This window comes from Burkholderia sp. MSMB1589WGS (assembly GCF_001636105.1).
In the GTDB taxonomy this organism is placed as follows: domain Bacteria; phylum Pseudomonadota; class Gammaproteobacteria; order Burkholderiales; family Burkholderiaceae; genus Burkholderia; species Burkholderia humptydooensis.
The window spans coordinates 139,939-164,136 of record NZ_LNJT01000006.1 but is presented as its reverse complement, the minus strand read 5'-3'; the positions used below and the strand labels follow the sequence as shown (position 1 = coordinate 164,136).

13 protein-coding genes, 2 tRNA genes, 3 rRNA genes and 1 pseudogene are annotated in these 24,198 nt (G+C 62.6%); 13 read left to right on the top strand and 6 right to left on the bottom strand.

Annotated elements, in window-relative coordinates:
• Positions 1-67 precede the first annotated feature (67 nt).
• The 4 genes from WT16_RS03075 to WT16_RS03060 form a co-directional block, all read right to left on the bottom strand.
• Positions 68-691, bottom strand: coding sequence for a hypothetical protein (locus tag WT16_RS03075; protein ID WP_063532691.1), 624 nt, complete (start codon positions 689-691; stop codon positions 68-70).
• 169 nt (positions 692-860) lie between these two features.
• Entirely contained in the window at positions 861-1,535 is a 675-nt protein-coding gene (locus WT16_RS03070; RefSeq protein WP_063532690.1) for an energy-coupling factor ABC transporter permease, read from the bottom strand.
• Positions 1,536-1,601: 66 nt separating this feature from the next.
• Positions 1,602-2,441 carry a response regulator transcription factor gene (locus WT16_RS03065; protein WP_059934748.1) on the bottom strand — a complete coding sequence of 280 codons (840 nt, stop codon included), beginning with the start codon at positions 2,439-2,441 and terminating at the stop codon, positions 1,602-1,604.
• A gap of 203 nt (positions 2,442-2,644) precedes the next feature.
• Positions 2,645-3,862: a DUF2863 family protein gene (locus WT16_RS03060; RefSeq protein WP_006025136.1), complete on the bottom strand. Its 1,218-nt coding sequence runs from the start codon at positions 3,860-3,862 to the stop codon at positions 2,645-2,647.
• Positions 3,863-4,474: 612 nt separating this feature from the next.
• On the opposite strand from WT16_RS03060, the gene WT16_RS03050 reads away from it, so the two are divergent.
• The 7 genes from WT16_RS03050 to WT16_RS03015 all read left to right on the top strand — a co-directional run bounded on the left by WT16_RS03050 (position 4,475) and on the right by WT16_RS03015 (position 13,978).
• Positions 4,475-6,005: ribosomal RNA gene (locus WT16_RS03050) — 16S ribosomal RNA — on the top strand.
• A gap of 64 nt (positions 6,006-6,069) precedes the next feature.
• A tRNA-Ile gene (locus WT16_RS03045) sits at positions 6,070-6,146 on the top strand.
• A gap of 37 nt (positions 6,147-6,183) precedes the next feature.
• Positions 6,184-6,259, top strand: a tRNA-Ala gene (locus WT16_RS03040).
• 395 nt (positions 6,260-6,654) lie between these two features.
• A 23S ribosomal RNA gene (locus tag WT16_RS03035) occupies positions 6,655-9,534 on the top strand.
• 183 nt (positions 9,535-9,717) lie between these two features.
• Positions 9,718-9,830 (top strand): 5S ribosomal RNA (rrf, locus tag WT16_RS03025).
• The 16S, 23S and 5S rRNA genes sit together here with 2 tRNA genes alongside, the layout of an rRNA operon.
• Positions 9,831-10,380: 550 nt before the next feature.
• Entirely contained in the window at positions 10,381-11,595 is a 1,215-nt protein-coding gene (locus WT16_RS03020) for a Xaa-Pro peptidase family protein (RefSeq protein ID WP_063532688.1), read from the top strand.
• Between the two features lie 532 nt (positions 11,596-12,127).
• Complete coding sequence (locus WT16_RS03015) at positions 12,128-13,978, top strand: M24 family metallopeptidase (RefSeq protein ID WP_063532687.1); 1,851 nt, start codon at positions 12,128-12,130, stop codon at positions 13,976-13,978.
• Between the two features lie 154 nt (positions 13,979-14,132).
• On the opposite strand, the gene WT16_RS03010 is transcribed toward WT16_RS03015, so the two are convergent.
• Complete coding sequence (locus tag WT16_RS03010; RefSeq protein WP_006029440.1) at positions 14,133-15,206, bottom strand: fatty acid desaturase; 1,074 nt, start codon at positions 15,204-15,206, stop codon at positions 14,133-14,135.
• Positions 15,207-15,391: 185 nt separating this feature from the next.
• On the opposite strand from WT16_RS03010, the gene WT16_RS03005 reads away from it, so the two are divergent.
• From WT16_RS03005 to WT16_RS02995, 3 genes and pseudogenes are all read left to right on the top strand, one after another.
• A complete protein-coding gene (locus WT16_RS03005; protein WP_063532686.1) occupies positions 15,392-16,435 on the top strand; it encodes an AraC family transcriptional regulator in 1,044 nt (347 codons plus the stop codon).
• Positions 16,436-16,674: 239 nt separating this feature from the next.
• The gene (gene serA / locus WT16_RS03000) at positions 16,675-17,949 is read left to right on the top strand and encodes a phosphoglycerate dehydrogenase (RefSeq protein WP_041861891.1); all 1,275 of its coding nucleotides are present in this window, start codon (positions 16,675-16,677) and stop codon (positions 17,947-17,949) included.
• 334 nt (positions 17,950-18,283) lie between these two features.
• Positions 18,284-18,833 (top strand): annotated as a pseudogene (locus tag WT16_RS02995) (transposase).
• A gap of 154 nt (positions 18,834-18,987) precedes the next feature.
• On the opposite strand, the gene WT16_RS02990 reads toward WT16_RS02995, so the two are convergent.
• Positions 18,988-20,013, bottom strand: coding sequence for a sulfonate ABC transporter substrate-binding protein (locus WT16_RS02990; protein WP_063533041.1), 1,026 nt, complete (start codon positions 20,011-20,013; stop codon positions 18,988-18,990).
• Positions 20,014-20,530: 517 nt separating this feature from the next.
• Here WT16_RS02990 and WT16_RS02985 point away from each other — a divergent pair.
• The 3 genes from WT16_RS02985 (at position 20,531) to WT16_RS02975 (ending at position 24,195) form a co-directional block, all read left to right on the top strand.
• On the top strand, positions 20,531-21,775 hold the full coding sequence (locus WT16_RS02985) for an aspartyl protease family protein (protein ID WP_006029445.1): 1,245 nt from the start codon (positions 20,531-20,533) through the stop codon (positions 21,773-21,775).
• A gap of 411 nt (positions 21,776-22,186) precedes the next feature.
• Positions 22,187-22,903: a c-type cytochrome gene (locus WT16_RS02980; protein ID WP_063532684.1), complete on the top strand. Its 717-nt coding sequence runs from the start codon at positions 22,187-22,189 to the stop codon at positions 22,901-22,903.
• Positions 22,903-24,195, top strand: coding sequence for a cytochrome c (locus tag WT16_RS02975; protein WP_063532683.1), 1,293 nt, complete (start codon positions 22,903-22,905; stop codon positions 24,193-24,195). Before WT16_RS02980 ends, WT16_RS02975 begins: the two co-directional genes overlap by 1 nt.
• Positions 24,196-24,198 lie beyond the last annotated feature (3 nt).

Sequence of the window (24,198 nt, the reverse complement as noted above, 5' to 3'; positions counted from 1 at the left end):
TACGCGTGGGCCGCGTCCGTCGAGGCCGGCTCGATCCGATGTCCGCCCCGGCGTCCGACCGGACGCGTCACGACTTGCGCGCCGAGCGTTTCTTCACGGCTTTCTTCGTCGTGCTCGATTTTTTCGTCGATGCCGCGCGCTTGCTGCTCTTGCCCGTTGCTTTCGCGCTGACCTTGCTTTTGCCCGAGTGCGCGCGCAGTTTCTTCTTCGACGATGTCGCGCGCTCGACACGCGGCTTCGCGGGCGGCACCGGATCGTTCCAACTGAACGCGAGCATTTGCGTGCCGACGTAGCCGCAGCGGAATTTCAGATGCTCCGGCTCGCCGCCGCTGCCGCGCACGCCGAGGCCCTCGACGGTCACGATGTTGTCGACCTTCACGCGCTGCTTGCCTTCGTCGAACGAATCGTTCCAGGGCGTGATCGATGCGCTTCCGGTGTCGAATGCGTTCGGGGGAAACTCGACGTGATCGAAAGCGCTCGACGTGCTGGCGATGAAGTTGCCGTGCGCGGCGCAATCCGCGACGAGCGGATCGGCATGCATTTCGTTGACGTACTTGTTGACGAGTTCGGTGCGTTGATCGAGCAAGTCGGCGAACGCGGGCGCGGCGAACGTGAGCGACAGGCCCGCGACACAGGCCGTCAGCTTGCCGAGCGCGCCGAGCAGGCGATGCGAGGCGGGAAAGCTGTCCATCTGGAGGTATGAGATAAGCGCGATAGAGACACCAGGCACATGAGATGCCCGATGAAGAGCAGGGTTCCATCTTAGCGTAATTTTTCGGCGTCGCAGTAGAGCGATTGCCCGTATGGCCGGGGCGTGCGCGTGCGTTCGCGCCGGCGATCAGGCGGTCAGACGGCCGCGCTCACGCGCGCGGCCCGCCGAGACGATAGCGGCGCACGTCGGAGGTCGTGACCCACGCGGGCCGGTAGACCGCGATCAGCGCGGTCGCCATGCCGGTGAACCACGCCTCGCCGAGGGCGAGCAGCAATGCGTTCAGCGCATAGCCGGACGGCACGACGACGAGCGTGCCCTCGGCGAGCGCAATCTGCACGCCGGCCGCTGCCGCCGCGACGACGCCCACCGCAATCGCAGGCGACACGAAGCCCTGGCCGACGATGAGCGCGGGCAGGTTGTGCGGCAGCCATGCGAGCGCGGCGCGTTGCAGCAGCGTCGATACGGCGACGGGCAGTGCGCCATAGACGAGATAGGTGAGTCCGACGCCTTGCCACGTCGCATCGAACACGATCGCCGCGACGCCGATCACGGCCGCCATCCCGACGAGCGCGAGGGTCCAGTCGAACAGCGTGACAAGCAGCGTCGCGCCGAGGAGATGCATGACGAGGCCGTCGTCGAGCCAAGCGTTGGATGCCCACAGCACCGTGATCGTGGTCACGAGCGCGAGCCACACGTGTTGCAGCGTCGCGTCCTGCAGGCGGCCGAACGGGCGTTTCCACAGCGCGAGGGCGAGCAGGCCCACGGCGGCGATCCAGCCACCGACAGCAATCCAGAACGGAAGCGGCGTGTAGAGGAAACCCATGTTTTTATATTACTCGTTGAATACAAAAGATGGGAATGGATTCACCCTCTACGCGGGTTTTACCGGCTATTCGTTCGCCTTGAACAGCGCGTCCGGTTCGGCTGCGATGAGTGGCTGGGCAGACGATTCGTTTTCGGCTGCGAGCGGGTACGGGTGGCGGGCTTTCGCCGGGCGCAGCGGCACGGGGCCGGGCGCGCCGTGTACGGGTTTGGGCGAAGTCTCGCGTGCGGACAGCAGCACTTCGAGATGCGGCGGCAGCCAGCCGTTGTAGATCGCGACCGCGGCGGCGCGATTTGTCGCACCCAACTGCTGGAAGATGCTGGCCAGATGGATCTTGACCGTGCCTTCGCTGATGCCGAGCGTGCGCGCGATCATCTTGTTGGTGCTGCCCATGTGGACGAACCGCATGATTTGCGCCTGGCGCGGCGACAGCAAACTGCACGGCGAGCGCTTTCTGCGCGGCAACTGGCTGATGATCGCTTCGACGCGGCCGTCCCTAACGCGCGCGGCCGGCTCGGTGAGATTGAGCGCGCTCGGCGGCACGTAGTGCCCGCCGAGCAGCACCATTTCGAGCGCGCGGACGATGAGGTGCGGGCGCGTGGAGCGCGGAATGACGCCGAGCACGCCGGCGTCGAAGAGCGCTTGCGCGTGCTCGGGCGAGGCGTCGTCGGTGAGTGCGGCGACGGGCGTGGGCGCGCAAGCCTGGCAAAGCGCACGCAGATCGCCGAGCCGCTTGATGTCCTGCCAGTCGACCGCGATCAAGTCGAAGCTTTGCAGCTTGATGAGCCGTTGCGCCTGCCGCCAGTCCTTGGCGTCGTTGTAGCCGGCGTGTCGGTCGATTTGACGCAGCAGGGTTTTCAAGCCGTCGCGACGCTCCGCGTTCGAGTTGAGCACCAGAAACCTCATGTTATGCCTCCGCTTATCCGATTGATCGAGAAAACGACGAGTGCCATCTCCGCAATAATGACAAAGACATTACAGGATGTCGGCCTAGCTGAAAGTCATAAGAAAAATTCGGACAAGCGAAAGCGCGAAGGCCGCCCCGAGCGGGAGCTCGGGGCGGCCTTCGACGGAGCGCTTGCGCCCGGCGGCGCGGCGCCGGGCAGGCTTTAGTGGAAGTGCGGCTGCGCGGGCGTCGCGTCCTCCGGCATCTCCGCATGGACGATCTCGCCGAGCGGGTCCGCGTACAACGGGACGCCGCAATCGTCGCAATATTCGGGTTCGAAGCGGCCGGCGTGGCGGCGGATGTCGGTCACGCCCGCTTCCTTCAGCAGCGAGGCGATCTCTTCGAGCGGGCCGTCGGCGGGGGCCTCGGCTTCGAGCGTCGCCTCGTCAATCGATGCCTCGCCGTTCTCGCGGCCGTAGAGCGGCCAGACGACCCCGTAGATGACGTCGTTGTTGCCGCGGCGAGTGAAGGCGACGCGATATTCGTCGATCCGCCGCTCGCCGAAGCCCGCGATCACGGCTCTCAACTCCTGCGGCGCGGCGCCGATCGTGTCGAACAGATAGCGGATCGCGGTGCGCACGGTGTGCGGACGGATTCGCTCGTCGGCGTCGCGGCACGCGGAGTAGTACGCGTCGGGCAGCAGGCACTCGAATTCGCAGCCGGGGAGCGCGGCGGACAAGTTGACGCCGCCCTGTGCGGCCCACTGCTCGAGGCATTGGCCGCGCTCGATGCGCGAGCCGTGCTCTTCTTCCTGCCAGCGGAAGAGCGGGGCGCCGGCGGGCGCGGCGACGACGGCGAGCAGGAAGCGCGGATCAGCCAGGATCGGCGACGTCTCGGGCAGGTCGCCGTAGTTGAGCTTGACCGGATGGTTGCCGAGCGCCGCGTGCGCGAGCTGTTGCGCGAGGCGGTAAGTTTCGACGTGATGGCGCGGCAGTTGATCGATGCTGTAGAGAAAGGGCGCCATCGCGACGAGCGTGCCTTGCGCGAGCACGTGCGCTTGCAAATGGGTGCGCAACACGTCGGCGATCTCGGTCTTGAGCGCGCCGGACGGAATCATGTACCGGGTCCACGCGAGCACGGGGATCGCGACGAGGAGCGCTTCGTACGGCTTGCCGTCATGCTCGACGGACAGGGACTCGCTGTGCGTCTCGGCCATGTCGGCGAGAGCGCCGTAGGCGTCCGGGTGATTCTGCTGGAGATGATCGAGCGCGGCGTCGAGCGTGGTCTGGTTGCCGTTGCGGACGATCTTTGCGAGCAAGGCGTCGAGCTTGGCTTCCCAGAAGCGATCTTCGACGCGGCTGCCGGACGCAAACAGCGCGAGCGACAGACCGACCAGTTTGTCGGCATCGGGGGGGAGGCGTTTAGCGGTTCGCTGGCGCATAGATTGACATGGTTGGATGCGAGGAACCTGTCATTTTAGTCCGTTCCGCGTTTGTTCAGCGGTTTGCCGACCTTCCGGTAGTCTTCCTTATGGAAGATAGGCGAGCGCGTTCGAAGTGTGAATATATAGGGGAGCAAAAAAATTTTCGAAACCCTCTTGCGGGGTACGAAGCTTATGCCTAAAATCACGCCTCTTTCGCGCTACGGCGAACGCGGCGCGAAGGGGGGAGTGGGAAGTCTTGAGCTCAGGCAGTACGGTCGACCGCGAGGACGGGCGGGAGCGCGAGACGGCGATGACGCAGTTTCGGTGGCGTGGAGGTAAAAAAGTTGTTGACGCGCTGCGAATAAGTGATCATAATTTCATTTCTCTGCTGCTAACAACGCAGCGCTGCTGAGAAGACGGTGTCAAGTAGTGAAATCTTCTCGCAGATGTGCTCTTTAACAATGAACAGCCGATAAGTGTGGGCGCTTGATGTGGCGGACGATCTTCGGATCGCGAGCAAAAGTATCAAGAGTCTCACACTAAAGTAAGTCAGGTTTGTGAAGCAATTCACGACCTGTCAGCTTTGAGTGAGCGACCGGTTGGAAACAACCGAAAACAGTAACAGGCATTGAACTGAAGAGTTTGATCCTGGCTCAGATTGAACGCTGGCGGCATGCCTTACACATGCAAGTCGAACGGCAGCGCGGACTTCGGTCTGGCGGCGAGTGGCGAACGGGTGAGTAATACATCGGAACATGTCCTGTAGTGGGGGATAGCCCGGCGAAAGCCGGATTAATACCGCATACGATCTGAGGATGAAAGCGGGGGACCTTCGGGCCTCGCGCTATAGGGTTGGCCGATGGCTGATTAGCTAGTTGGTGGGGTAAAGGCCTACCAAGGCGACGATCAGTAGCTGGTCTGAGAGGACGACCAGCCACACTGGGACTGAGACACGGCCCAGACTCCTACGGGAGGCAGCAGTGGGGAATTTTGGACAATGGGCGCAAGCCTGATCCAGCAATGCCGCGTGTGTGAAGAAGGCCTTCGGGTTGTAAAGCACTTTTGTCCGGAAAGAAATCATTCTGGCGAATAACCGGGGTGGATGACGGTACCGGAAGAATAAGCACCGGCTAACTACGTGCCAGCAGCCGCGGTAATACGTAGGGTGCGAGCGTTAATCGGAATTACTGGGCGTAAAGCGTGCGCAGGCGGTTCGCTAAGACCGATGTGAAATCCCCGGGCTCAACCTGGGAACTGCATTGGTGACTGGCGGGCTAGAGTATGGCAGAGGGGGGTAGAATTCCACGTGTAGCAGTGAAATGCGTAGAGATGTGGAGGAATACCGATGGCGAAGGCAGCCCCCTGGGCCAATACTGACGCTCATGCACGAAAGCGTGGGGAGCAAACAGGATTAGATACCCTGGTAGTCCACGCCCTAAACGATGTCAACTAGTTGTTGGGGATTCATTTCCTTAGTAACGTAGCTAACGCGTGAAGTTGACCGCCTGGGGAGTACGGTCGCAAGATTAAAACTCAAAGGAATTGACGGGGACCCGCACAAGCGGTGGATGATGTGGATTAATTCGATGCAACGCGAAAAACCTTACCTACCCTTGACATGGTCGGAATCCTGCTGAGAGGCGGGAGTGCTCGAAAGAGAACCGGCGCACAGGTGCTGCATGGCTGTCGTCAGCTCGTGTCGTGAGATGTTGGGTTAAGTCCCGCAACGAGCGCAACCCTTGTCCTTAGTTGCTACGCAAGAGCACTCTAAGGAGACTGCCGGTGACAAACCGGAGGAAGGTGGGGATGACGTCAAGTCCTCATGGCCCTTATGGGTAGGGCTTCACACGTCATACAATGGTCGGAACAGAGGGTCGCCAACCCGCGAGGGGGAGCCAATCCCAGAAAACCGATCGTAGTCCGGATTGCACTCTGCAACTCGAGTGCATGAAGCTGGAATCGCTAGTAATCGCGGATCAGCATGCCGCGGTGAATACGTTCCCGGGTCTTGTACACACCGCCCGTCACACCATGGGAGTGGGTTTTACCAGAAGTGGCTAGTCTAACCGCAAGGAGGACGGTCACCACGGTAGGATTCATGACTGGGGTGAAGTCGTAACAAGGTAGCCGTATCGGAAGGTGCGGCTGGATCACCTCCTTTCTCGAGCTTAAATCCGCGAAGTTGAGCGCTCACGCTTATCGGCTGTGAATCAGGACAGACTCAGGGGTCTGTAGCTCAGTCGGTTAGAGCACCGTCTTGATAAGGCGGGGGTCGTTGGTTCGAATCCAACCAGACCCACCAATTGTCTGGCGAGAAGGGAACCTGAGTGTCTCTGTACGGGGGCATAGCTCAGCTGGGAGAGCACCTGCTTTGCAAGCAGGGGGTCGTCGGTTCGATCCCGTCTGCCTCCACCACAATCTTCAATGACAAGCGTTCGACTTGAGTCGAATCTTTGTCATTGGCGATTGAGCCAGTCAGAGTGATGCAGGCAACTGTATCGGCTGTCGTTCTTTAACAATCTGGAAGAAGCAAGTAATTTGGATAGCGGAAGCGTCTTTGAGATGGACGTGGAAGTTATCCGGGTTGTGATTGTATCGATGTATCTCAAGATGATTCGAACTTCATGTTCGGCTCCCTACGGGAGTGGGACCAGAGTAAGCGCTAAAGCGCTAACACTGGTCGACATCAAATTGGAATACGGCACAACGCGAGAACTCAACCTGTAGCGGCTGTCATCCCCATTCGGGGATGGGGCCATCGTAAGCGCTAAAGCGCTAACGATGGCCGACATGAGACAGACTCGTTATAGGGTCAAGCGAACAAGTGCATGTGGTGGATGCCTTGGCGATCACAGGCGATGAAGGACGCGGTAGCCTGCGAAAAGCTACGGGGAGCTGGCAAACGAGCTTTGATCCGTAGATGTCCGAATGGGGAAACCCACTCCTTTTGGAGTATCCATGACTGAATACATAGGTCATGTGAGGCGAACGCGGTGAACTGAAACATCTAAGTAACCGCAGGAAAAGAAATCAACCGAGATTCCCAAAGTAGTGGCGAGCGAAATGGGAAGAGCCTGTACTCTTTATTTGTATTGTTAGCCGAACGCTCTGGAAAGTGCGGCCATAGCAGGTGATAGCCCTGTAGGCGAAAACAGTATGAAAGAACTAGGTGTACGACAAGTAGGGCGGGACACGTGAAATCCTGTCTGAAGATGGGGGGACCATCCTCCAAGGCTAAATACTCGTGATCGACCGATAGTGAACCAGTACCGTGAGGGAAAGGCGAAAAGAACCCCGGGAGGGGAGTGAAATAGATCCTGAAACCGCATGCATACAAACAGTCGGAGCCTCTTCGGGGGTGACGGCGTACCTTTTGTATAATGGGTCAGCGACTTACGTTCAGTAGCAAGCTTAACCGAATAGGGCAGGCGTAGCGAAAGCGAGTCCGAATAGGGCGTTCAGTTGCTGGGCGTAGACCCGAAACCAGGTGATCTATCCATGGCCAGGATGAAGGTGCGGTAACACGTACTGGAGGTCCGAACCCACTAACGTTGAAAAGTTAGGGGATGAGCTGTGGATAGGGGTGAAAGGCTAAACAAACCTGGAAATAGCTGGTTCTCTCCGAAAACTATTTAGGTAGTGCCTCGTGTCTCACCTTCGGGGTAGAGCACTGTCATGGTTGGGGGGTCTATTGCAGATTACCCCGCCATAGCAAACTCCGAATACCGAAGAGTGCAATCACGGGAGACAGACATCGGGTGCTAACGTCCGGTGTCAAGAGGGAAACAACCCAGACCGCCAGCTAAGGTCCCCAAATATGGCTAAGTGGGAAACGAAGTGGGAAGGCTAAAACAGTCAGGAGGTTGGCTTAGAAGCAGCCACCCTTTAAAGAAAGCGTAATAGCTCACTGATCGAGTCGTCCTGCGCGGAAGATGTAACGGGGCTAAGCCATATACCGAAGCTGCGGATGCGAGCTTTGCTCGCATGGTAGGAGAGCGTTCCGTAAGCCTGCGAAGGTGCACTGTAAGGTGTGCTGGAGGTATCGGAAGTGCGAATGCTGACATGAGTAGCGATAAAGGGGGTGAAAGGCCCCCTCGCCGTAAGCCCAAGGTTTCCTACGCAACGTTCATCGGCGTAGGGTGAGTCGGCCCCTAAGGCGAGGCAGAAATGCGTAGCTGATGGGAAGCAGGTCAATATTCCTGCACCGTCGTTAGATGCGATGGGGGGACGGATCGCGGAAGGTTGTCCGGGTGTTGGAAGTCCCGGTCGCTGCATTGGAGAAGGCGCTTAGGCAAATCCGGGCGCAGGATTCAAGGGTGTGGCGCGAGCTCCTTCGGGAGCGAAGCAATTGGAAGTGGTTCCAAGAAAAGCCTCTAAGCTTCAGTCTAACGATGACCGTACCGCAAACCGACACAGGTGGGCGAGATGAGTATTCTAAGGCGCTTGAGAGAACTCGGGAGAAGGAACTCGGCAAATTGGTACCGTAACTTCGGGATAAGGTACGCCCTGGTAGCTTGATGCGCCTGCGCGCAGAGGGTGAAGGGGTTGCAATAAACTGGTGGCTGCGACTGTTTAATAAAAACACAGCACTCTGCAAACACGAAAGTGGACGTATAGGGTGTGACGCCTGCCCGGTGCCGGAAGATTAAATGATGGGGTGCAAGCTCTTGATTGAAGTCCCGGTAAACGGCGGCCGTAACTATAACGGTCCTAAGGTAGCGAAATTCCTTGTCGGGTAAGTTCCGACCTGCACGAATGGCGTAACGATGGCCACACTGTCTCCTCCCGAGACTCAGCGAAGTTGAAGTGTTTGTGATGATGCAATCTACCCGCGGCTAGACGGAAAGACCCCATGAACCTTTACTGTAGCTTTGCATTGGACTTTGAACCGATCTGTGTAGGATAGGTGGGAGGCTATGAAACCGGAACGCTAGTTTCGGTGGAGCCGTCCTTGAAATACCACCCTGGTTTGTTTGAGGTTCTAACCTTGGCCCGTGATCCGGGTCGGGGACAGTGCATGGTAGGCAGTTTGACTGGGGCGGTCTCCTCCCAAAGCGTAACGGAGGAGTACGAAGGTACGCTAGGTACGGTCGGAAATCGTGCTGATAGTGCAATGGCATAAGCGTGCTTAACTGCGAGACCGACAAGTCGAGCAGGTGCGAAAGCAGGTCATAGTGATCCGGTGGTTCTGTATGGAAGGGCCATCGCTCAACGGATAAAAGGTACTCTGGGGATAACAGGCTGATACCGCCCAAGAGTTCATATCGACGGCGGTGTTTGGCACCTCGATGTCGGCTCATCTCATCCTGGGGCTGTAGCCGGTCCCAAGGGTATGGCTGTTCGCCATTTAAAGAGGTACGTGAGCTGGGTTTAAAACGTCGTGAGACAGTTTGGTCCCTATCTGCCGTGGGCGTTGGAAGTTTGAAGGGGGCTGCTCCTAGTACGAGAGGACCGGAGTGGACGAACCTCTGGTGTACCGGTTGTGACGCCAGTCGCATCGCCGGGTAGCTATGTTCGGAAGAGATAACCGCTGAAAGCATCTAAGCGGGAAACTCGCCTTAAGATGAGACTTCCCCGGGGACTTGATCCCCTTGAAGGGTCGTTCGAGACCAGGACGTTGATAGGTCGGGTGTGTAAGCGCAGTAATGCGTTCAGCTAACCGATACTAATTGCCCGTAAGGCTTGATCCTATAACAAGTCTGTCTCGATAGCCGTTAGCGCTTCAGCGCTTACGGATATCGAGCGTCGAGTGCAAGGCACTCGACGTACAGCGGTTGAAGTACCGCGTATGTGTGAGATACAACCTCACAACCCAAAATTACTGCTTCTTCCAAGATTGGTTGCGCTGCCAAGCAACGCAACAACCCTCTTTGCCTGATGACCATAGCGAGTCGGTCCCACCCCTTCCCATCCCGAACAGGACCGTGAAACGACTCCACGCCGATGATAGTGCGGATCCCCGTGTGAAAGTAGGTAATCGTCAGGCTCCTCCTCTTGAAACCCCCGCCCCTCACAGGCGGGGGTTTCGCCTTTTACCCCAGCCTCAACAAAAAACAACGCGCGCATTGCGCTCTCTCATCACTCCTCACGCCAGCCTTGTGTTCGTCCGGATTCGAGCATCGGCTGGCGAATGTCGACCGGGCATTCCTCCATTCCTTCGCGTGAGTGGTTCTGTCGCCTTGGGCGATTGCTTGCCCATCTACAGGATTACAGTCCGCCCGGTCATGGCAGAAATTTTCGCTATACTTAAATTTAAGCTTGACCGAAATTTTCATGTGATCTAGATTCATCTCAGTCACCAAAGAGCCGGCGTCGAGTGCCCGACCCAGATGGCCATTGAGCAGACTGCCGAATCGATTACAGCCGCACGCTCTTCCAAGCACTTGATCCGACAGTGTCAATCCACGCCAGCGGATCCCGCGCGCATCCCTTTGGAACGAAATGCCGTTGGCTGCACGTTTCGGTCATGGGTAGTGTCGGTAGCTGGCTCCTGGCGCGGATCATTTTGCGAATCTTGATGCGATCGGAAACGAGACATGGCTATCGGCATCGGCGGATCGACCCCCGCAGCGGAACTGGCGAAACTCGAGAACATGGCGAATGGCGTCGCGCCGATTCAGCCCGCTGAGTACACAGCACGAATCGAACGGGCACGAGCGTCGATGAGACAGCAGGGGATCGATGCGATTTATATCGAATCGGGGACGAACCTGCTGTATTTCACCGGCGTCGCGTGGCGTCGCAGCGAACGCCTGACAGGGGCGTTGATTCCCGCATCCGGACCGTTGCAATACGTCCTGCCGGCGTTCGAACGCGGCACGTTCACAGGCATGATGCAGATTCCCGGCGACATCCATTGCTGGAACGAAGACGAGGATCCGTATCGGCTACTCGCGAACGTCGTAGAGCGTCTCGGGATCGGTGCCGGCACGCTCGGATTCGACGAATCCGCGCCATATTTCATGTATGAGGGCATTCGCGAACGAGCGTCGGCACTGCGGATTCGCAGCGCAATGGAGATCACGCGCGCGTGCCGGATCCGCAAATCGGCAGCCGAGCTCGCGCTGATGCAGCGCGCGAACGACATGACGCTGCGCGTTCATCAAGCGGTGGCCGCGATCTTGAGAGAGGGCATCAGTGCCGACGAGGTGCTCGATTTCACCGACACCGCACATCGAGCGGTGGGCGCGCGGCGCGGATCGACATTCTGCATCGTGCTGTTTGGGCCCGATACTGCGTATCCTCATGGCGTCAAGCATCCGAAGCGGCTCGAGCGCAACGACATGGTACTGATCGATACGGGCTGCCAACTGTACGACTACCACTCCGACATCACGCGCACATATGTGTTCGGCGAGGCGAGCGCGCGTCAGCGCGAAGTCTGGGCGCACGAGAAGCAGGCGCAACGCGTCGCCTTCGAACGCGTGAGGGCCGGCATGGCGGCTGAAGAGGGCGATCGCGCGGTCCGCGACTATCTGAAATCCGTCGGCTATGGTCCGGATTATGCGCTGCCGGGTCTACCGCATCGAACGGGCCACGGAATCGGGCTCGACATCCACGAATGGCCCTATCTCGTCGGAGGCGATCGAACAGTACTCGACGAGGGCATGTGCTTCAGTATCGAGCCGATGCTTTGCGTTCCGAACGAATTCGGAATTCGTCACGAGGATCACGCATACATCACGGCCGACGGTCCGCGCTGGTTCACGCAACCGGCAAAAAGCATTGACGATCCGTTCGGGCTCGGTTGAACGTCTGCGCCGCCGCAGGTGAGGTGCCGACGGTATCGATATCGCTCGCGCGATGTCTTTGCCGGGCAGCTACACCGGACAAGCAGCGGAGGGGCCTTCACGACCGTGCCGCAATCGCCGTGACGAGCATGCCGACCCGCTCGCCGCGTCATGCAGCCGACCGGCGGATCGATCGGGGAGCGCGCTTCGTAGAGGCCGTGGCGACGAGAAGCGTCGAACTGCTAACCGTCTGCAGCGGCCCATGCCCACAACGGTAACTGGCTTGTACGGCAGGTATCGCGTTTCCGGGGCGCGACGCGCATCGCATGGCTCCGCAGACGCGTGACGGGCGGATTCGCGCGGCACATGGGCGAAACATCGGCGAAACATGGGCGCATGCCGACGTCGATCGTCCGTTCTGACTGAAGGTTGCATTTGTTTAAGCGCGACGAAAATTTAAGCTTGACGCAATTTGGGGCGAAAGGTAGTTTTTTCTGCAGCCGGCCGCCAACAAACGGCTGCGTGCGCTTATTGACATCAATCTGGACATCCGATGATCGACCGACTGAAATACAGTTTCACCGACCTCGCACGATACAACGCATCGGTTGTCGACACGCACGCGGGCCTGTCGCGCCTGATCGACGCGTTGCAACTCGACGCGCTCGTGATCACGTCGCAGGACGAGTACATCTCGGAATGGTTGCCGCGCTGCAATAATCCGCGCTACGCGTTGTCCGGATTCGACGGGTCGGTCGGCTCCGGTGTGTTTCTGAGCGTGGCGGCCGCGAAGCGGATCGGCACGCCGCAATTCGTGTTGTTCGTCGACGGCCGCTACCATCTGCAGGCGGAGAATCAGTGCGATCCGGCACTCGTGCGCGTCGAGAAACTGGGGCTCAACGTTGCGATGTGGCCGGCGATTGGAGACTGGCTCGCGACCCATGCGGCCGACATCGGCCGCGTCGGCTACGATGCGCCGCGCATGAGCGTCGCTCAGCGCGCGTGCCTGTTTGCGCAAACGGAGCGCGCCGGGTTGCAATGGTCGAGCCTCGCCGGCCGCGAGATCGACAAGGCGATCGCGCTGCCAGGCTGGCGCGTCGAGCGACCGATCTTCGAGTTGCCGCGATCGGTGACGGGCGTCGGCATCGCGGAGAACATCGCGACGCTGAACAAGCGGATTGGCGAGCATCTCGGCGGACCGCGCGCGAAGGTCGCGTTCGTGACCTGCGCAGCGGACGATCTGAGCTATCTGTTGAACAGTCGCGGCTACCATCTGCCGTATGCCTCGTCGCATGTCGGCTTTCTGTTCGTCGTCGGCGAAGCGGTCGCGCTGTTCTTGCCGGAGGGCTTCGATCGCTGTCCGGTACAGATCGACTCGTATCCGGCGCTGCACGTGATCCGCAACGACGCCGCCGCGCTCGAGCACTTTCTCGCGCAATTCGACGTCGAGCACATATGCTACGGTTTCCAGGCGGTCAACTGCGCGCTACCCGACACGGTGCGCAGCGTATGGCCCGACGCCCGTCATGTCGACTACAACCCGGTGGAAGCAATGCGCGTGAGCAAGACGCCGGAGGTGCTCGGCCAGTTCCGCGACGCGTTCGCGCGCAGTTCCGAGGCGATTGCCGAGGCGATGCGCTGGGCGAAGACGGGCGAGCCTGGCAAGCGGCACTCCGAATACGATCTCGCGCACGTGATCAGCGACGCATACGCCGCGCGTTCGGCCGTGGCGCTGAGCTTCACGACGGTCGCGGCGAACGGGGCGAACAGCGCGTCCGCGCACTATACGGCGGTGAGCCCCGACGTCGATCTGACTGAAGGCGAACTGGTGCTGCTCGATAGCGGCGCTTACTTCGACGGCGGTTTCGCGACCGACTGCACGCGCGTCGTGTTGCGCCGCACGCGCGCCGATACGCGGCCGCAGCCGTGGCAGCGCGAGATCTACACGGTCGCGCTGAAGGCGTGCATCAAGGGGCTCGTTACGCGCTTTCCGGAAGCGGCGACGGGCGCGGACGTCGACGCCGCCGTGCGCGGCGTCTGCCGCGAGCACGGCTACGACTACAACCACGGCACCGGGCACGGGATCGGTATTCACGTGCACGAAGGCGGCGTGCGGTTCAACCTGGGCGCCCAATATGGCCTCGTGCCGAACGCCGTGATTTCGGTGGAGCCGGGCATCTATTTGCCGGGCAAGGGCGGCGTGCGCATCGAGAACATCGTCGTGATCCACCCGAGCGAACGGGAGCCGGGCATGATGGAGTTCGAGAACCTCGTCACCGTCGGCTACGACTGGGATCTTGTCGATGTCGAACTGCTCACCGACGACGAGCGCGCTTATCTGCGTGACTACGAGCGGTTGTGCGTCGAGCGAGGGACGCACGTGACGGATTGTCCGCTGCTGTAGCGACAAACCTGTGCGCGCCGGGTGCGCGCCGCATGGCGAAAAGAACGCTGCCGAACAATTGTCCGGCAGCGTTCTTTTTCGAGCGATCGACGAGCAGACCGATGACGGCGCGACGAGGCGCGACGACTCGGCCTCGTGTCGCCGTCCGTGCGCATCACGCGACGCGCGTCTCGTTCCAGCGGTTCGCGCGTCGGAACGTGCCGATGTCGTTGAAGCGCACGCCGACCGCGCGCATTGCCGCGTGCGCCCGCTTCGCGGTCAATTGCCGAATGTAGAACGGATCGCGCACGACGAAGTGGTGAATCGCATGCGTGCTGCCGAAGTTGAAGCAGAACAATTGCACCGGGAGCAGCCACCACGGATTCAGCACTTGCGTCTGCTGAATGACGTTGCGCGAATCGATGTCGCCGTAGTAGTGCATGTTCGAGCTGATGAAGTTGATGCAGAAGCTGCGCACGAAGTTCGGCCCGAGCCATGTCACCGCGAGGAAGTCGACGACATGCATCGCCTGCTGGGCGAGCGCCGGCACGTCCGGCTGGTAGCCGAGCGCGTGCAGTGTGAAGAGTCCGACGTGATAGGCGATGAACGCATGCCACAGCACGTAGTAGACGTGGCCGACCGGCATGTACGACATGAGCTGCTCGATGCGCAGCCGCACCCGATCGGCGCGTTCCTGCGCGGGCTGCGCGGCGACGTACTGCAACACTTTGCGGCGCATGCCGAGCGGTCGCAGCGCGACGGCGAGCATGCCGTCCGCGAGCATCAGCAGACGCTTCAGGCCCCAGCGCTCGCCATTGGTGATTCCGTACTCTTCGAGATCGGATTCGCCGCCCGACACCTTGTGATGGTGCAGATGCATCCGGCGGCGCGTCCACGGATTGATCGTGCCGGGCCGGGTGAGCCAGCAGAGCGTCATCATCAGGTGATAAGCCCACGGCGTCTTCTTGAAGTACATCAAGTGGATCAGATCATGCTCGAGCTCGTGGATCAGCGATGTCGCGAGCGTCGCGATCGGCAGCGCGATGTACCACGCGATCATGCCCGTCGCGTACAGATACGCGCCGCCGAGCAGCGTCGCGACGCACAGCGCCATCACGGCCGCGCCGATCAGATTCTGATGGTCGAGCAACGGATATTGCGCGCGCAGCGCATCGCTCGCGGCGTTGACCTCGTTGCGGACATACGCGACCTTCTCCGCGTCATTCTTGAAGCGCAAAGTCTTGTTCATTGTTCGAATCCGTTCCCTGAAATCGGCGGTTTGCCGATGAGATCATCTTAGAGCCGTCCGCATCTTCGCCGTGATAGCCGGTCGTGCCAAAGAGCGAGTCATTTGAGGCCAATTTGCGGCATTGCGATGTGTCATCTGAGGCCATCCGTCGCTATAATCGGCCGGTCACTGCACGGAGTCGAAGCATGGCCATGTCCGTTCCGGACCCCACGAGGCAATTGAACAAGGCGACCGTATCGTCCGCCTACGCGCTCTTCATGCTGATGCTCGCGGAAGAGCGCGGCATCGCCGATGCGGACCTTCTCGCGAACACGGGTGTCACGCGCGCGAAGCTCGAGGAGCCGGACGCGCGCATCACGCCGTTGCAGCAGGCGGCAATCGTGTTCAATTTGATCGGGATGACGAACGATCCGTCGATCGCGGTCGAGATCGGCTTGCGAAGCAGCCTGACGAAATCGGGACTCATCGGCTTCGGCCTGATGAGCTGCGCCACGCTCGGCGAGGCGATCCAGCTCGGCATCCGTTATCTGCCGACGCGCGTGCCGTTCTTTTCGGTGCGGCTGACGGAACTCGAGCATACAGTGCAGATCGACATCCTCGAAGCGTTTCCGCTCGGCAGGCTGCGGCAGTTCGCCGTCGAGAACTTCATGGTCGAGACGGCGATCCTGTTCAACTCGCTGCTGACACCGTCGCATGACAAGACGATGAAGTCGAACGCCGAGCTATGCTTCGAGTGGCCCGAGCCGCCTTATTTCGCGCGCTATCGTGACCGTCTGCCGCGCTGCCATTTCGGTGCGTCCGCCAATCAGATCCGTTGCGAGGCCGCGCTGCTCGACGAGCCGATCAAGACCGCGAACGCGCACACGGCGCAGATGATCGTCCAGCAGTGCGAGGCGGAACTCGCGCGGCTCGGCTATGCGGAGAGCATCGTCGAGCGCGTGCGCAATCTGCTGATCCGCGGCAGCGACGGCTATCCGTCGCTCGATGCGCTCGCGCGCGAGTTGCATCTCTCCGAGCGCACGCTCAAGCGCAAGCTGAGCGACTACGGCACGACGTATTCGGCGCTGCTCGACGAGATCCGGCTGCGCGATGCGCTGCGCCTGCTCGAGGGTACGCAACTGACGGTCGAGGAGATCGCGGCGCGCGTCGGCTATACGGATCGAGCCAACTTCAGCCGTGCGTTCCGGCGCTGGACCGGCACGTCGCCGAGCGGCCGGCGCCGGATGTGAAACGCGCCTTCCGGGCGCGCATCGCGCAATGCGGGTACACCTGCTGGCAGCAGGGATGTTCGCATGTGCCGACGCAATTTTGCGACACTACGCAGGCATTCCTTCAGCGATATCAAGTCGCAATTCCCCACGCACAGCAGGACGTGCCGGCCGGCTTGTGCTGCGCTCCCGCCAGGCATACGATTTTTGAACGGCAACGCGGCATGCATCGCGTGCCGTGCGATCGGCGCGAACGCCGCATAGCGGCGCTCGCGTACCTCGCCGGGATTTCCGGCTTCCGCTTCGATTCGACCATCACGCTGGACAACATGACTTCCGTTCTCCTCCTCGAAAACATTCACGACAGCGCGTCCCGGCATTTCGCCGACGCGAACGTCGACATCGAGCGGCGCAAGGGCGCGCTCGCCGGCGACGAACTGCGGCGCGCGCTGCAGCAGCATCAATTGGTCGGCATTCGCTCCGCGACGCATCTGATGCGCGACGAGATCGACGCCGCGCGCCATCTGCTCGCGATCGGATGCTTCTGCATCGGCACGTCGCAAGTCGATTTGCCGGCTGCCGCGCATCACGGCATTCCGGTGTTCAACGCGCCGTTCTCGAATACGCGATCGGTCGCGGAACTCGTGATCGCCGAGGCGATCCTGCTGCTGCGGCGCGTACCGGAGAAGAGCGTCCTCGCGCATGCGGGAGAATGGGCGAAAGGCGCGGGCGGATCGTTCGAGGCGCGCGGCAAGACGATCGCGATCATCGGCTACGGCAATATCGGCGCGCAAGTCGGCGTGCTTGCCGAGGCGCTCGGCATGAAGGTCGTCTATTACGACGTGCAAGCGAAGCTGTCGCTCGGTTCCGCTCAGCCGGCGCGCTCGCTCGGCGAAGCGATCGCGATCGCGGACGTCGTCACGCTGCACGTGCCCGCGAACGCCTCGACGCACAACATGATCGACGCGAGCGCCCTCGCGCAGTTCAAATCGAATGCAATCCTGATCAATGCGTCGCGCGGCACCGTCGTCGATATCGATGCGCTGCGCGATGCGCTCGTGCAGAAGCGCCTGAGCGGCGCGGCGATCGACGTGTTCCCGCGCGAGCCGAAGAGCAATGCGGACCGCTTCGAATCCGTGCTGCAAGGGCTGCCGAACGTGATCCTCACGCCGCATATCGGCGGCAGTACGCAGGAAGCGCAGGAGAACATCGGCGCGGAGGTGTCGTCGAAGCTCGTCGCATTCCTGACGCGAGGCGATACCGCGGGCGCCGTCAATTTCCCGCAGGTGAGCCCGGGCGAATGCACGTCGGCTGCGCGGCTCTTGAACGTGCACGGCAATACGCCGGGCGTGCTCGCGGGGCTCAACACGCTGCTCGCGCAAGAGGGCGCGAACGTCGTCGCGCAACATCTGCAAACGCGCGGCGATATCGGCTACGTGGTGACCGATCTCGACCGCGTGCCGTCCGATGCGTTTCTCGACAAGCTGAGCGGCAACCGCGCATTTACGCGCAGCCGGCTGCTTCGCAGCGCATGATGCGACGCGCGGGCCGCCGGCGTGGGGTTCGCGTGCGATGTCTGCCGCGCGGTTGATGCGCCGCCGCACCCTGTCGATTTTGACAGCGTTGGATTTCTCGCGGCCCGCGTGTAATATTGCGCACCAATCGAATCGTCCCGCGCCGGCGGCGCTCGAACGGATCGCCGAATCCGGAGCGCGCGAACGAACGTGTTCGCCCAACTGCGTCCCGCCGCGGAATCGAGTCGGAATCCTGAGATTTACTTAGAACAACAATGTATTTATCCGGGGAAGAGGGTTCGTGTATCGTGCGGCTTTTCGCCAGTACGTGGTGGGCGTTTCATTCGGCGTCGGCATGACGCCGCTTGCCGCGGTCGACACACGTTTCATCGGCGTCGTGCATGCCGCGTGCGTGCGCGTTCGCGCCGATTTCTCGAAGAGGGCCGACGATGCAGTTCGAAGAGTTGAGCGATGACGAATGGGCGCGTATCGAGGAATTGCTCTCCGCCCAGCCGGCGCGCAACACGCGTTGCGGCCGACCGCGGGCGCAGGCGCGCGCGGTCGTGAACGCAGTGCTGTGGGTGCTCGCGACCGGCGAATGCTGGGCCGCATTGCCGCGCCGCTATCCGTCGTCGCCGACTTGCCGCCGTCGTTTCGACGAATGGTCTGCGGACGGCACGCTTGCCGCGATCGTCGAGCGGTTGCGGGGATGCGGGCGACAGGTCGAGTCGCGCGAGCGGATCGGCCCGATCGGTGCGAAGCCACATGCGCGGGCGCGCCGCCGGTTTCAGCACAACGTGTTCTGGAGCAGCCCTGAATCCTGGTGCGCATCCGTCGTCGGTGGCGTGATCGAGGCAGGCAGGGACGATCGCGCGCCCGAACTTGGCGAGGGCAGTGCGAATTGACGGACGGCACGCGTGTCGCGCGCGCCGGGGAATCCGTCGTTGCGGTAGTGCCGTGATCGGCCGCCCGAGAGCAACCGATTGATCGTCAGCGGCTCGCCCGCGACAGCCGGCCGAGGCTCGGCGCTTTGCCCGCGAGATTGCGATGCGCGAGCGCCTATGCCGCTTGCCAGCGCGCGGCGGCAACGTCGATCTTGCGCGGAATCAGCTTGAGGGCGGCGAACGTATCGGCGATCTGCTGCTGATACGCGAGCGTCGCATCGTCGATCGGTTGAACGCCGTAGCTCGCGCGTTTCAACGCATGCTCGAGCGTGCCCGTGTCGAGGCCGACGAGCGGCGATAGTTGCGCGGCGACCGTGGCGATGTTCGCGCGCGCCCAGCGATCGACCGCGCCGACTTCGTCGAGCAGCGCGCGCACGAGTTGCGGCTCGGCTTCGGCGAACTTCCGGCTCGCGAGATAGTACTGCGTGTTGTTCACGAGCCCTTTGCCGTTTGCGATCGCGCGCGCGTTCGCCTGACGCTCGATCGCCGCAAGATAAGGATCCCAAATCACCCAGGCGTCGACGCCGCGCTGCGCGAAGGCCGCGCGCGCGTCGGCGGGCGCGAGATAGACGGGCGTGACGTCGCGGTAATCGACCTTCGCGCGCTGCAGCGCGTTGACGAGCAGATAATGAACGTTCGAGCCCTTGTTGAGCGCGATCTTCCTGCCGCGCAGATCGGCGACGGCGCGAATCGGCGAATCGTGCGGCACGACGATCGCTTCGCCCTGCGGCGCGGGCGGCTCGCTGCCGACGTAGACGAAATCGACACCGCCGGCGAGCGCGAACACAGGCGGCGTCTCGCCGACCGTGCCGACGTCGATCGCGCCGGCGTTCAGGCCTTCGAGCAGTTGCGGGCCGCCCGGAAACTCGATCCACTGGACCGACACATGCTGATCGGCGAGCCGCTTCTCGAGCGAGCCGCGCGCTTTCAGCACGACGAAGTTGCCGTACTTCTGATAGCCGATACGCAGCGTCTTCGCGCTGCGTTGCGCGTGTGCGGCGCCGCTCGCCGATAGCGCGGCGAGGCCGCCCAACAGTGGCGCGGCAAGTGCGGCAGCGCCTGCGGCTTTCAGCAGCGAGCGTCGCGCGCCGTCGCGCGCGGATGGGGAAGGGGTGGTGCGGGGCGTGTCGTGAGCGGTCATGTGGCTTTGTCGGTCGATGCGGTTCTTGCGCGCGGTGCGGCGCGCCGCGGCGTAATCCGCGATTGCGCGGCCACGTCGCGCATCCGCTGCCATCATCGTCGGCGCGCGCGGACGGGGTCAATGGCCGGCTTCAACTTTGTTCTGCTATCGATTTCGCGCAAGGGAATTTGCGCGCGACGCGGGCGCGGGCGAACATGCGGGGCCCATAGCGACCGATATCGATCGAACTCGTGGCGGCGTCGAATGTGCGTCTGTCCGCGCATCGAACGTCACGACGCGTTGCCGCACGCGTCAAATGCCGGCTTCGATACGGAGAACCCGCGCAAGCCGGCGAACAAAAGTCGACAACGCGCGGCGGCGCGTTTCTATAGAATCGTCGATCCTTACATATGGTTTTCATCGAGCGGACGCGCGTTGCCCGCGCGGCGCGGCAGGCGGCATCCGAAGCGATTCGTCGCGATCCGTCGCCTCACGCAATCTCCGTCCACCTTCACTTCGCATCACGCATCCGTCATCCATGGTTCGACACGCATTCGCTTCGACGCCGGCGCCGAGTCGCGCCGCCTCCGCCTTCCGCCGCCGCGCGCCGCGCGCGTCGGCGGCCGTCGCGCTCGTCTGCTTCGCCGCGTTGCTCGCGGCGGGTTGCGGCGAGCGCGCCGAGCCGCAGCGCGGCGGCGCCACGCCCGTGCTGAGCGTATCGTTCAAGCCGAAGAGCGGGTTCGTCGTGCCCGTCGCGATCGCGGGCAAGACCTATCACTTTCTCGTCGACACGGGCGCGAGCCACACGGCGATCGACAATCGGCTCGCGCAGTCGATCACGCAGCCGTCGACCGACGATCAGATTCCGATCGCGTACCGGACGATGCTCGAAAAGGGCCTGACGACCGCGGACGGCGTGCTGCCGCAAGCGCGCGTGCGCCTGTGGCAGCCGCTGCCGATCGCGCTCGGCAGCTACGAGGTGCCGAGCTTCTATCCTTGGCTCGGCCTCGATCTGTCGTTGCTGTCGCAGGTGTTCGGCACGCAGATCGACGGCATCGTCGGCATCGAGATCTTTCGCCAGTTGAGCTGGGTCGCCGACAATCGCAGCGGCACGCTGACCGTCTGGCGCCATCCGCCCGCCGGGCAGCGTTTCGCGCATTGCGTCCCGTACCAGGACAGCTTCGGTCAGTCGCCCGCCGTGAGCGTCGACTTCCGCGATCAGTGGGCGATGTTCCGCTTCGATACCGGCGCGCGCTATTCGATCGCGTCCGCGCCGACGCTCGCGTACCTCGCGAGCCGCAAGGCCGCGACGCCGCTCGGCGGCGCGGTGCCGAGCATGTCGGCGAACGGCGTCGGCCAGTCGCGCGACCATTTCGTGAGCGGGCTGTCGTTCGACGGCCGGCCGGTCGGCAGCCTGCGCGTCGCCGAAGGCGGCGGCGACATGCTCGGGATGAACTTTCTCGCGCGGCTCGACCGCTACATGTTCGTGCCGAGCACGATGGAGTTCTGCTACGACGCGAGCGGCTTCACGCAGGACGATTCCCGGCCGCTGCGCACGATCGCGATCCGCTTCGTCGACGGCCGCGTCGAGCTGTTCCACAACCGGCCGGAGGACCTCGGCCGCTACGGTCTCGAGAACGGCGACGTGCTCGTCGAGATCGACGGCAAGCGCGTCGACCCGTCGGCGATCGACGACGTGCGCGACCGATTGAGCACCGCACCCGCAGGCTCGCTCGATATCGTGATCGAGCGCGGTGGTTCGCGCCGCGCCGTGCGAATTTGACGCACGTCACGAACGGGGCCGCTCACGCGGCCGAAAGCGCCGCGTTTCATTTGCCGCGACGCTCCCGGCACGTGCGCGTTTGGCGCGCGTAACGCATTGCCGCATAAGAGAAAAATCGAAATGCCGCGCGGCGCGCCGTGAAACATTGCGCTTTTCCCGCGACCGGCTAAATTCCAGAAGACATGAGATTTGCGATCGCTCGGCCAATCGACTACCAATGTAAAGAAGTATTGGATTGACATGAATCAACGCAAAGCAACGGCGCTCATGAGATTTTCGCGACATTGAAAATCTGAACAACAAGTTCCCATGAGACCAATGAAAGCGATGGTGCCGGGCGTACCCGCTTACCTCACGAGCCGCAGGGGCGGCTCGCGTCGCTGGCGGGAACTGCACGCCTTCCCGGAGAGGATGACAGTGACCTCGAGACCCACCGCTGTACTCGCCGTACTGTGCGGCTTGCTGAGCCAGACGGCGCTATCCCAGGAACCGCAGGCCGAGCGCGCGCCCGACACGATGGAGGCGCGCGTGCTCGCCTGCGCCGCCTGCCACGGCCGGCAGGGCGAGGGGACGTCGAACGACTACTTCCCGCGCCTGTCCGGCAAGCCCGCCGGCTATCTGTACAACCAGCTCGTCGCGTTCCGCGACGGCCGGCGCAAGTATCCGCCGATGAACTACCTGCTCGCGTATCTGCCCGACGCGTACCTGCGCAAGATCGCCGATCACTTCGCGAGCCGGCGGCCGCCGTTCCCGACGATCGCGGCGCCCGCCGCCGCGCCGGCAGTGCTAGAGCGGGGGCGGCAGCTCGTCCAGTCGGGCGATCCGTCGCACAAGGTTCCCGCGTGCGCGTCGTGCCACGGCGCGTCGCTCACGGGCATGGAGCCCGCCGTGCCGGGGCTGCTCGGCCTGCATGCCGAATACCTGAGCGCGCAGCTCGGCGCATGGCGCTACGGCACGCGCACGTCGTATGCGCCCGACTGCATGCAGCAGGTCGCGTCGCGCCTCACCGACACGGACGTGACCGCCATCTCCGCGTGGCTCGCTTCGCAGCCCGCGCCCGCGAACCCGTCGCCCGCCCCCGCGGGCTCGCTCGACATGCCGCTCGCATGCGGTAGCGAACCGCGTTAATGGAGGCCTCGGTGCACAAGCATTGGATCGTCAAACTCCGCAGCGCGTGCGCGAATGCCGCGCTCGGGCTGCTCGCGGCGACGCTCGCCGCATCCGCCGCACACGCGCAACCCGCCGCGGACGCGGCGACCCTCAAGCGCGGTGAGTACCTCGCCCGCGCGGGCGACTGCGTCGCGTGCCACACGGTGCCGGGCGAGAAGCTCTTCGCGGGCGGCCGCGCGATGCCGACGCCGTTCGGCACGCTGTACTCGCCGAACATCACGCCCGACAACGACGCGGGCATCGGCAAATGGACGGCCGACGAGTTCTACGCGATGATGCACACCGGCCGTTCGCGCGACGGCTCGCTGCTGTATCCGGCGATGCCGTTCGCCGCGTACACGAAGGTCACGCGCGCGGATTCGGACGCGATCTTTGCGTACCTGCGCTCGGTGCCGCCCGTGAAGCTCGCGAACCGGCCGCACGACATGCGTTTTCCGTACAACAACCGGCAGTTGCTGATCGGCTGGCGCACGCTGTACTTCAAGGAAGGCGAGTATCAGCCGGACCACGCGAAATCGGCCGAATGGAACCGCGGCGCGTATCTGGTGCAGGGGCTCGGCCACTGCTCGATGTGCCACACCGCGATCAACGCGCTCGGCGGCAGCTCCGAGTCGAACGCGTTCGAAGGCGGGCTGATCCCGATGCAGGCGTGGTATGCGCCGTCGCTCACGTCGAACCGGGAAGCAGGGCTCGGCGACTGGAGCATCGCCGACATCACGGGCCTGCTGCAGGCGGGCGCGTCGCATCGCGGCGCGGTGTACGGGCCGATGGCCGAGGTCGTCTACGACAGCCTGCAGTACCTGTCGGACGACGACGTGCGCGCGATGTCCGTCTATCTGAAGTCGCTGCCGCAGCGCGGCAGCGAGGCCGAGTCCGCGCCGAAGACGACGATGGCCGCATCGGAGCAGGCGCGCCTCTACAAGATCGGCGCGAAGATCTACGACACGCAGTGCGCGAGCTGCCACGGCAAGACGGGGCGCGGCAAGACGCCGGCGTTCCCGCCGCTCGCGGGCAACCAGTCGATCCAGATGACGTCCGCGGTGAATCCGATCCGCATGGTGCTGAACGGCGGCTATGCGCCCGGCACCGCGAAGAATCCCGAGCCCTACGGCATGCCGCCTTTCGCCCAGTCGCTGTCGGACGACGAGGTGGCCGCCGTGACGACGTTCATTCGCACCGCCTGGGGCAACCGCGGCACGCCGGTTTCCGTGAAGGAAGCCAACGTGCTGCGCTCCGCTCCGCTCTATTGAGGA

Coding starts and splice junctions, on each gene's coding strand:
- WT16_RS03075 (WP_063532691.1), bottom strand. CDS start 691: ATGGACAGCTTTCCCGCCTCGCATCGCCTGCTCGGCGCGCTCGGCAAG.
- WT16_RS03070 (WP_063532690.1), bottom strand. CDS start 1,535: ATGGGTTTCCTCTACACGCCGCTTCCGTTCTGGATTGCTGTCGGTGGC.
- WT16_RS03065 (WP_059934748.1), bottom strand. CDS start 2,441: ATGAGGTTTCTGGTGCTCAACTCGAACGCGGAGCGTCGCGACGGCTTG.
- WT16_RS03060 (WP_006025136.1), bottom strand. CDS start 3,862: ATGCGCCAGCGAACCGCTAAACGCCTCCCCCCCGATGCCGACAAACTG.
- WT16_RS03020 (WP_063532688.1), top strand. CDS start 10,381: ATGGCTATCGGCATCGGCGGATCGACCCCCGCAGCGGAACTGGCGAAA.
- WT16_RS03015 (WP_063532687.1), top strand. CDS start 12,128: ATGATCGACCGACTGAAATACAGTTTCACCGACCTCGCACGATACAAC.
- WT16_RS03010 (WP_006029440.1), bottom strand. CDS start 15,206: ATGAACAAGACTTTGCGCTTCAAGAATGACGCGGAGAAGGTCGCGTAT.
- WT16_RS03005 (WP_063532686.1), top strand. CDS start 15,392: ATGGCCATGTCCGTTCCGGACCCCACGAGGCAATTGAACAAGGCGACC.
- WT16_RS02990 (WP_063533041.1), bottom strand. CDS start 20,013: ATGACCGCTCACGACACGCCCCGCACCACCCCTTCCCCATCCGCGCGC.
- WT16_RS02985 (WP_006029445.1), top strand. CDS start 20,531: ATGGTTCGACACGCATTCGCTTCGACGCCGGCGCCGAGTCGCGCCGCC.
- WT16_RS02980 (WP_063532684.1), top strand. CDS start 22,187: ATGACAGTGACCTCGAGACCCACCGCTGTACTCGCCGTACTGTGCGGC.
- WT16_RS02975 (WP_063532683.1), top strand. CDS start 22,903: ATGGAGGCCTCGGTGCACAAGCATTGGATCGTCAAACTCCGCAGCGCG.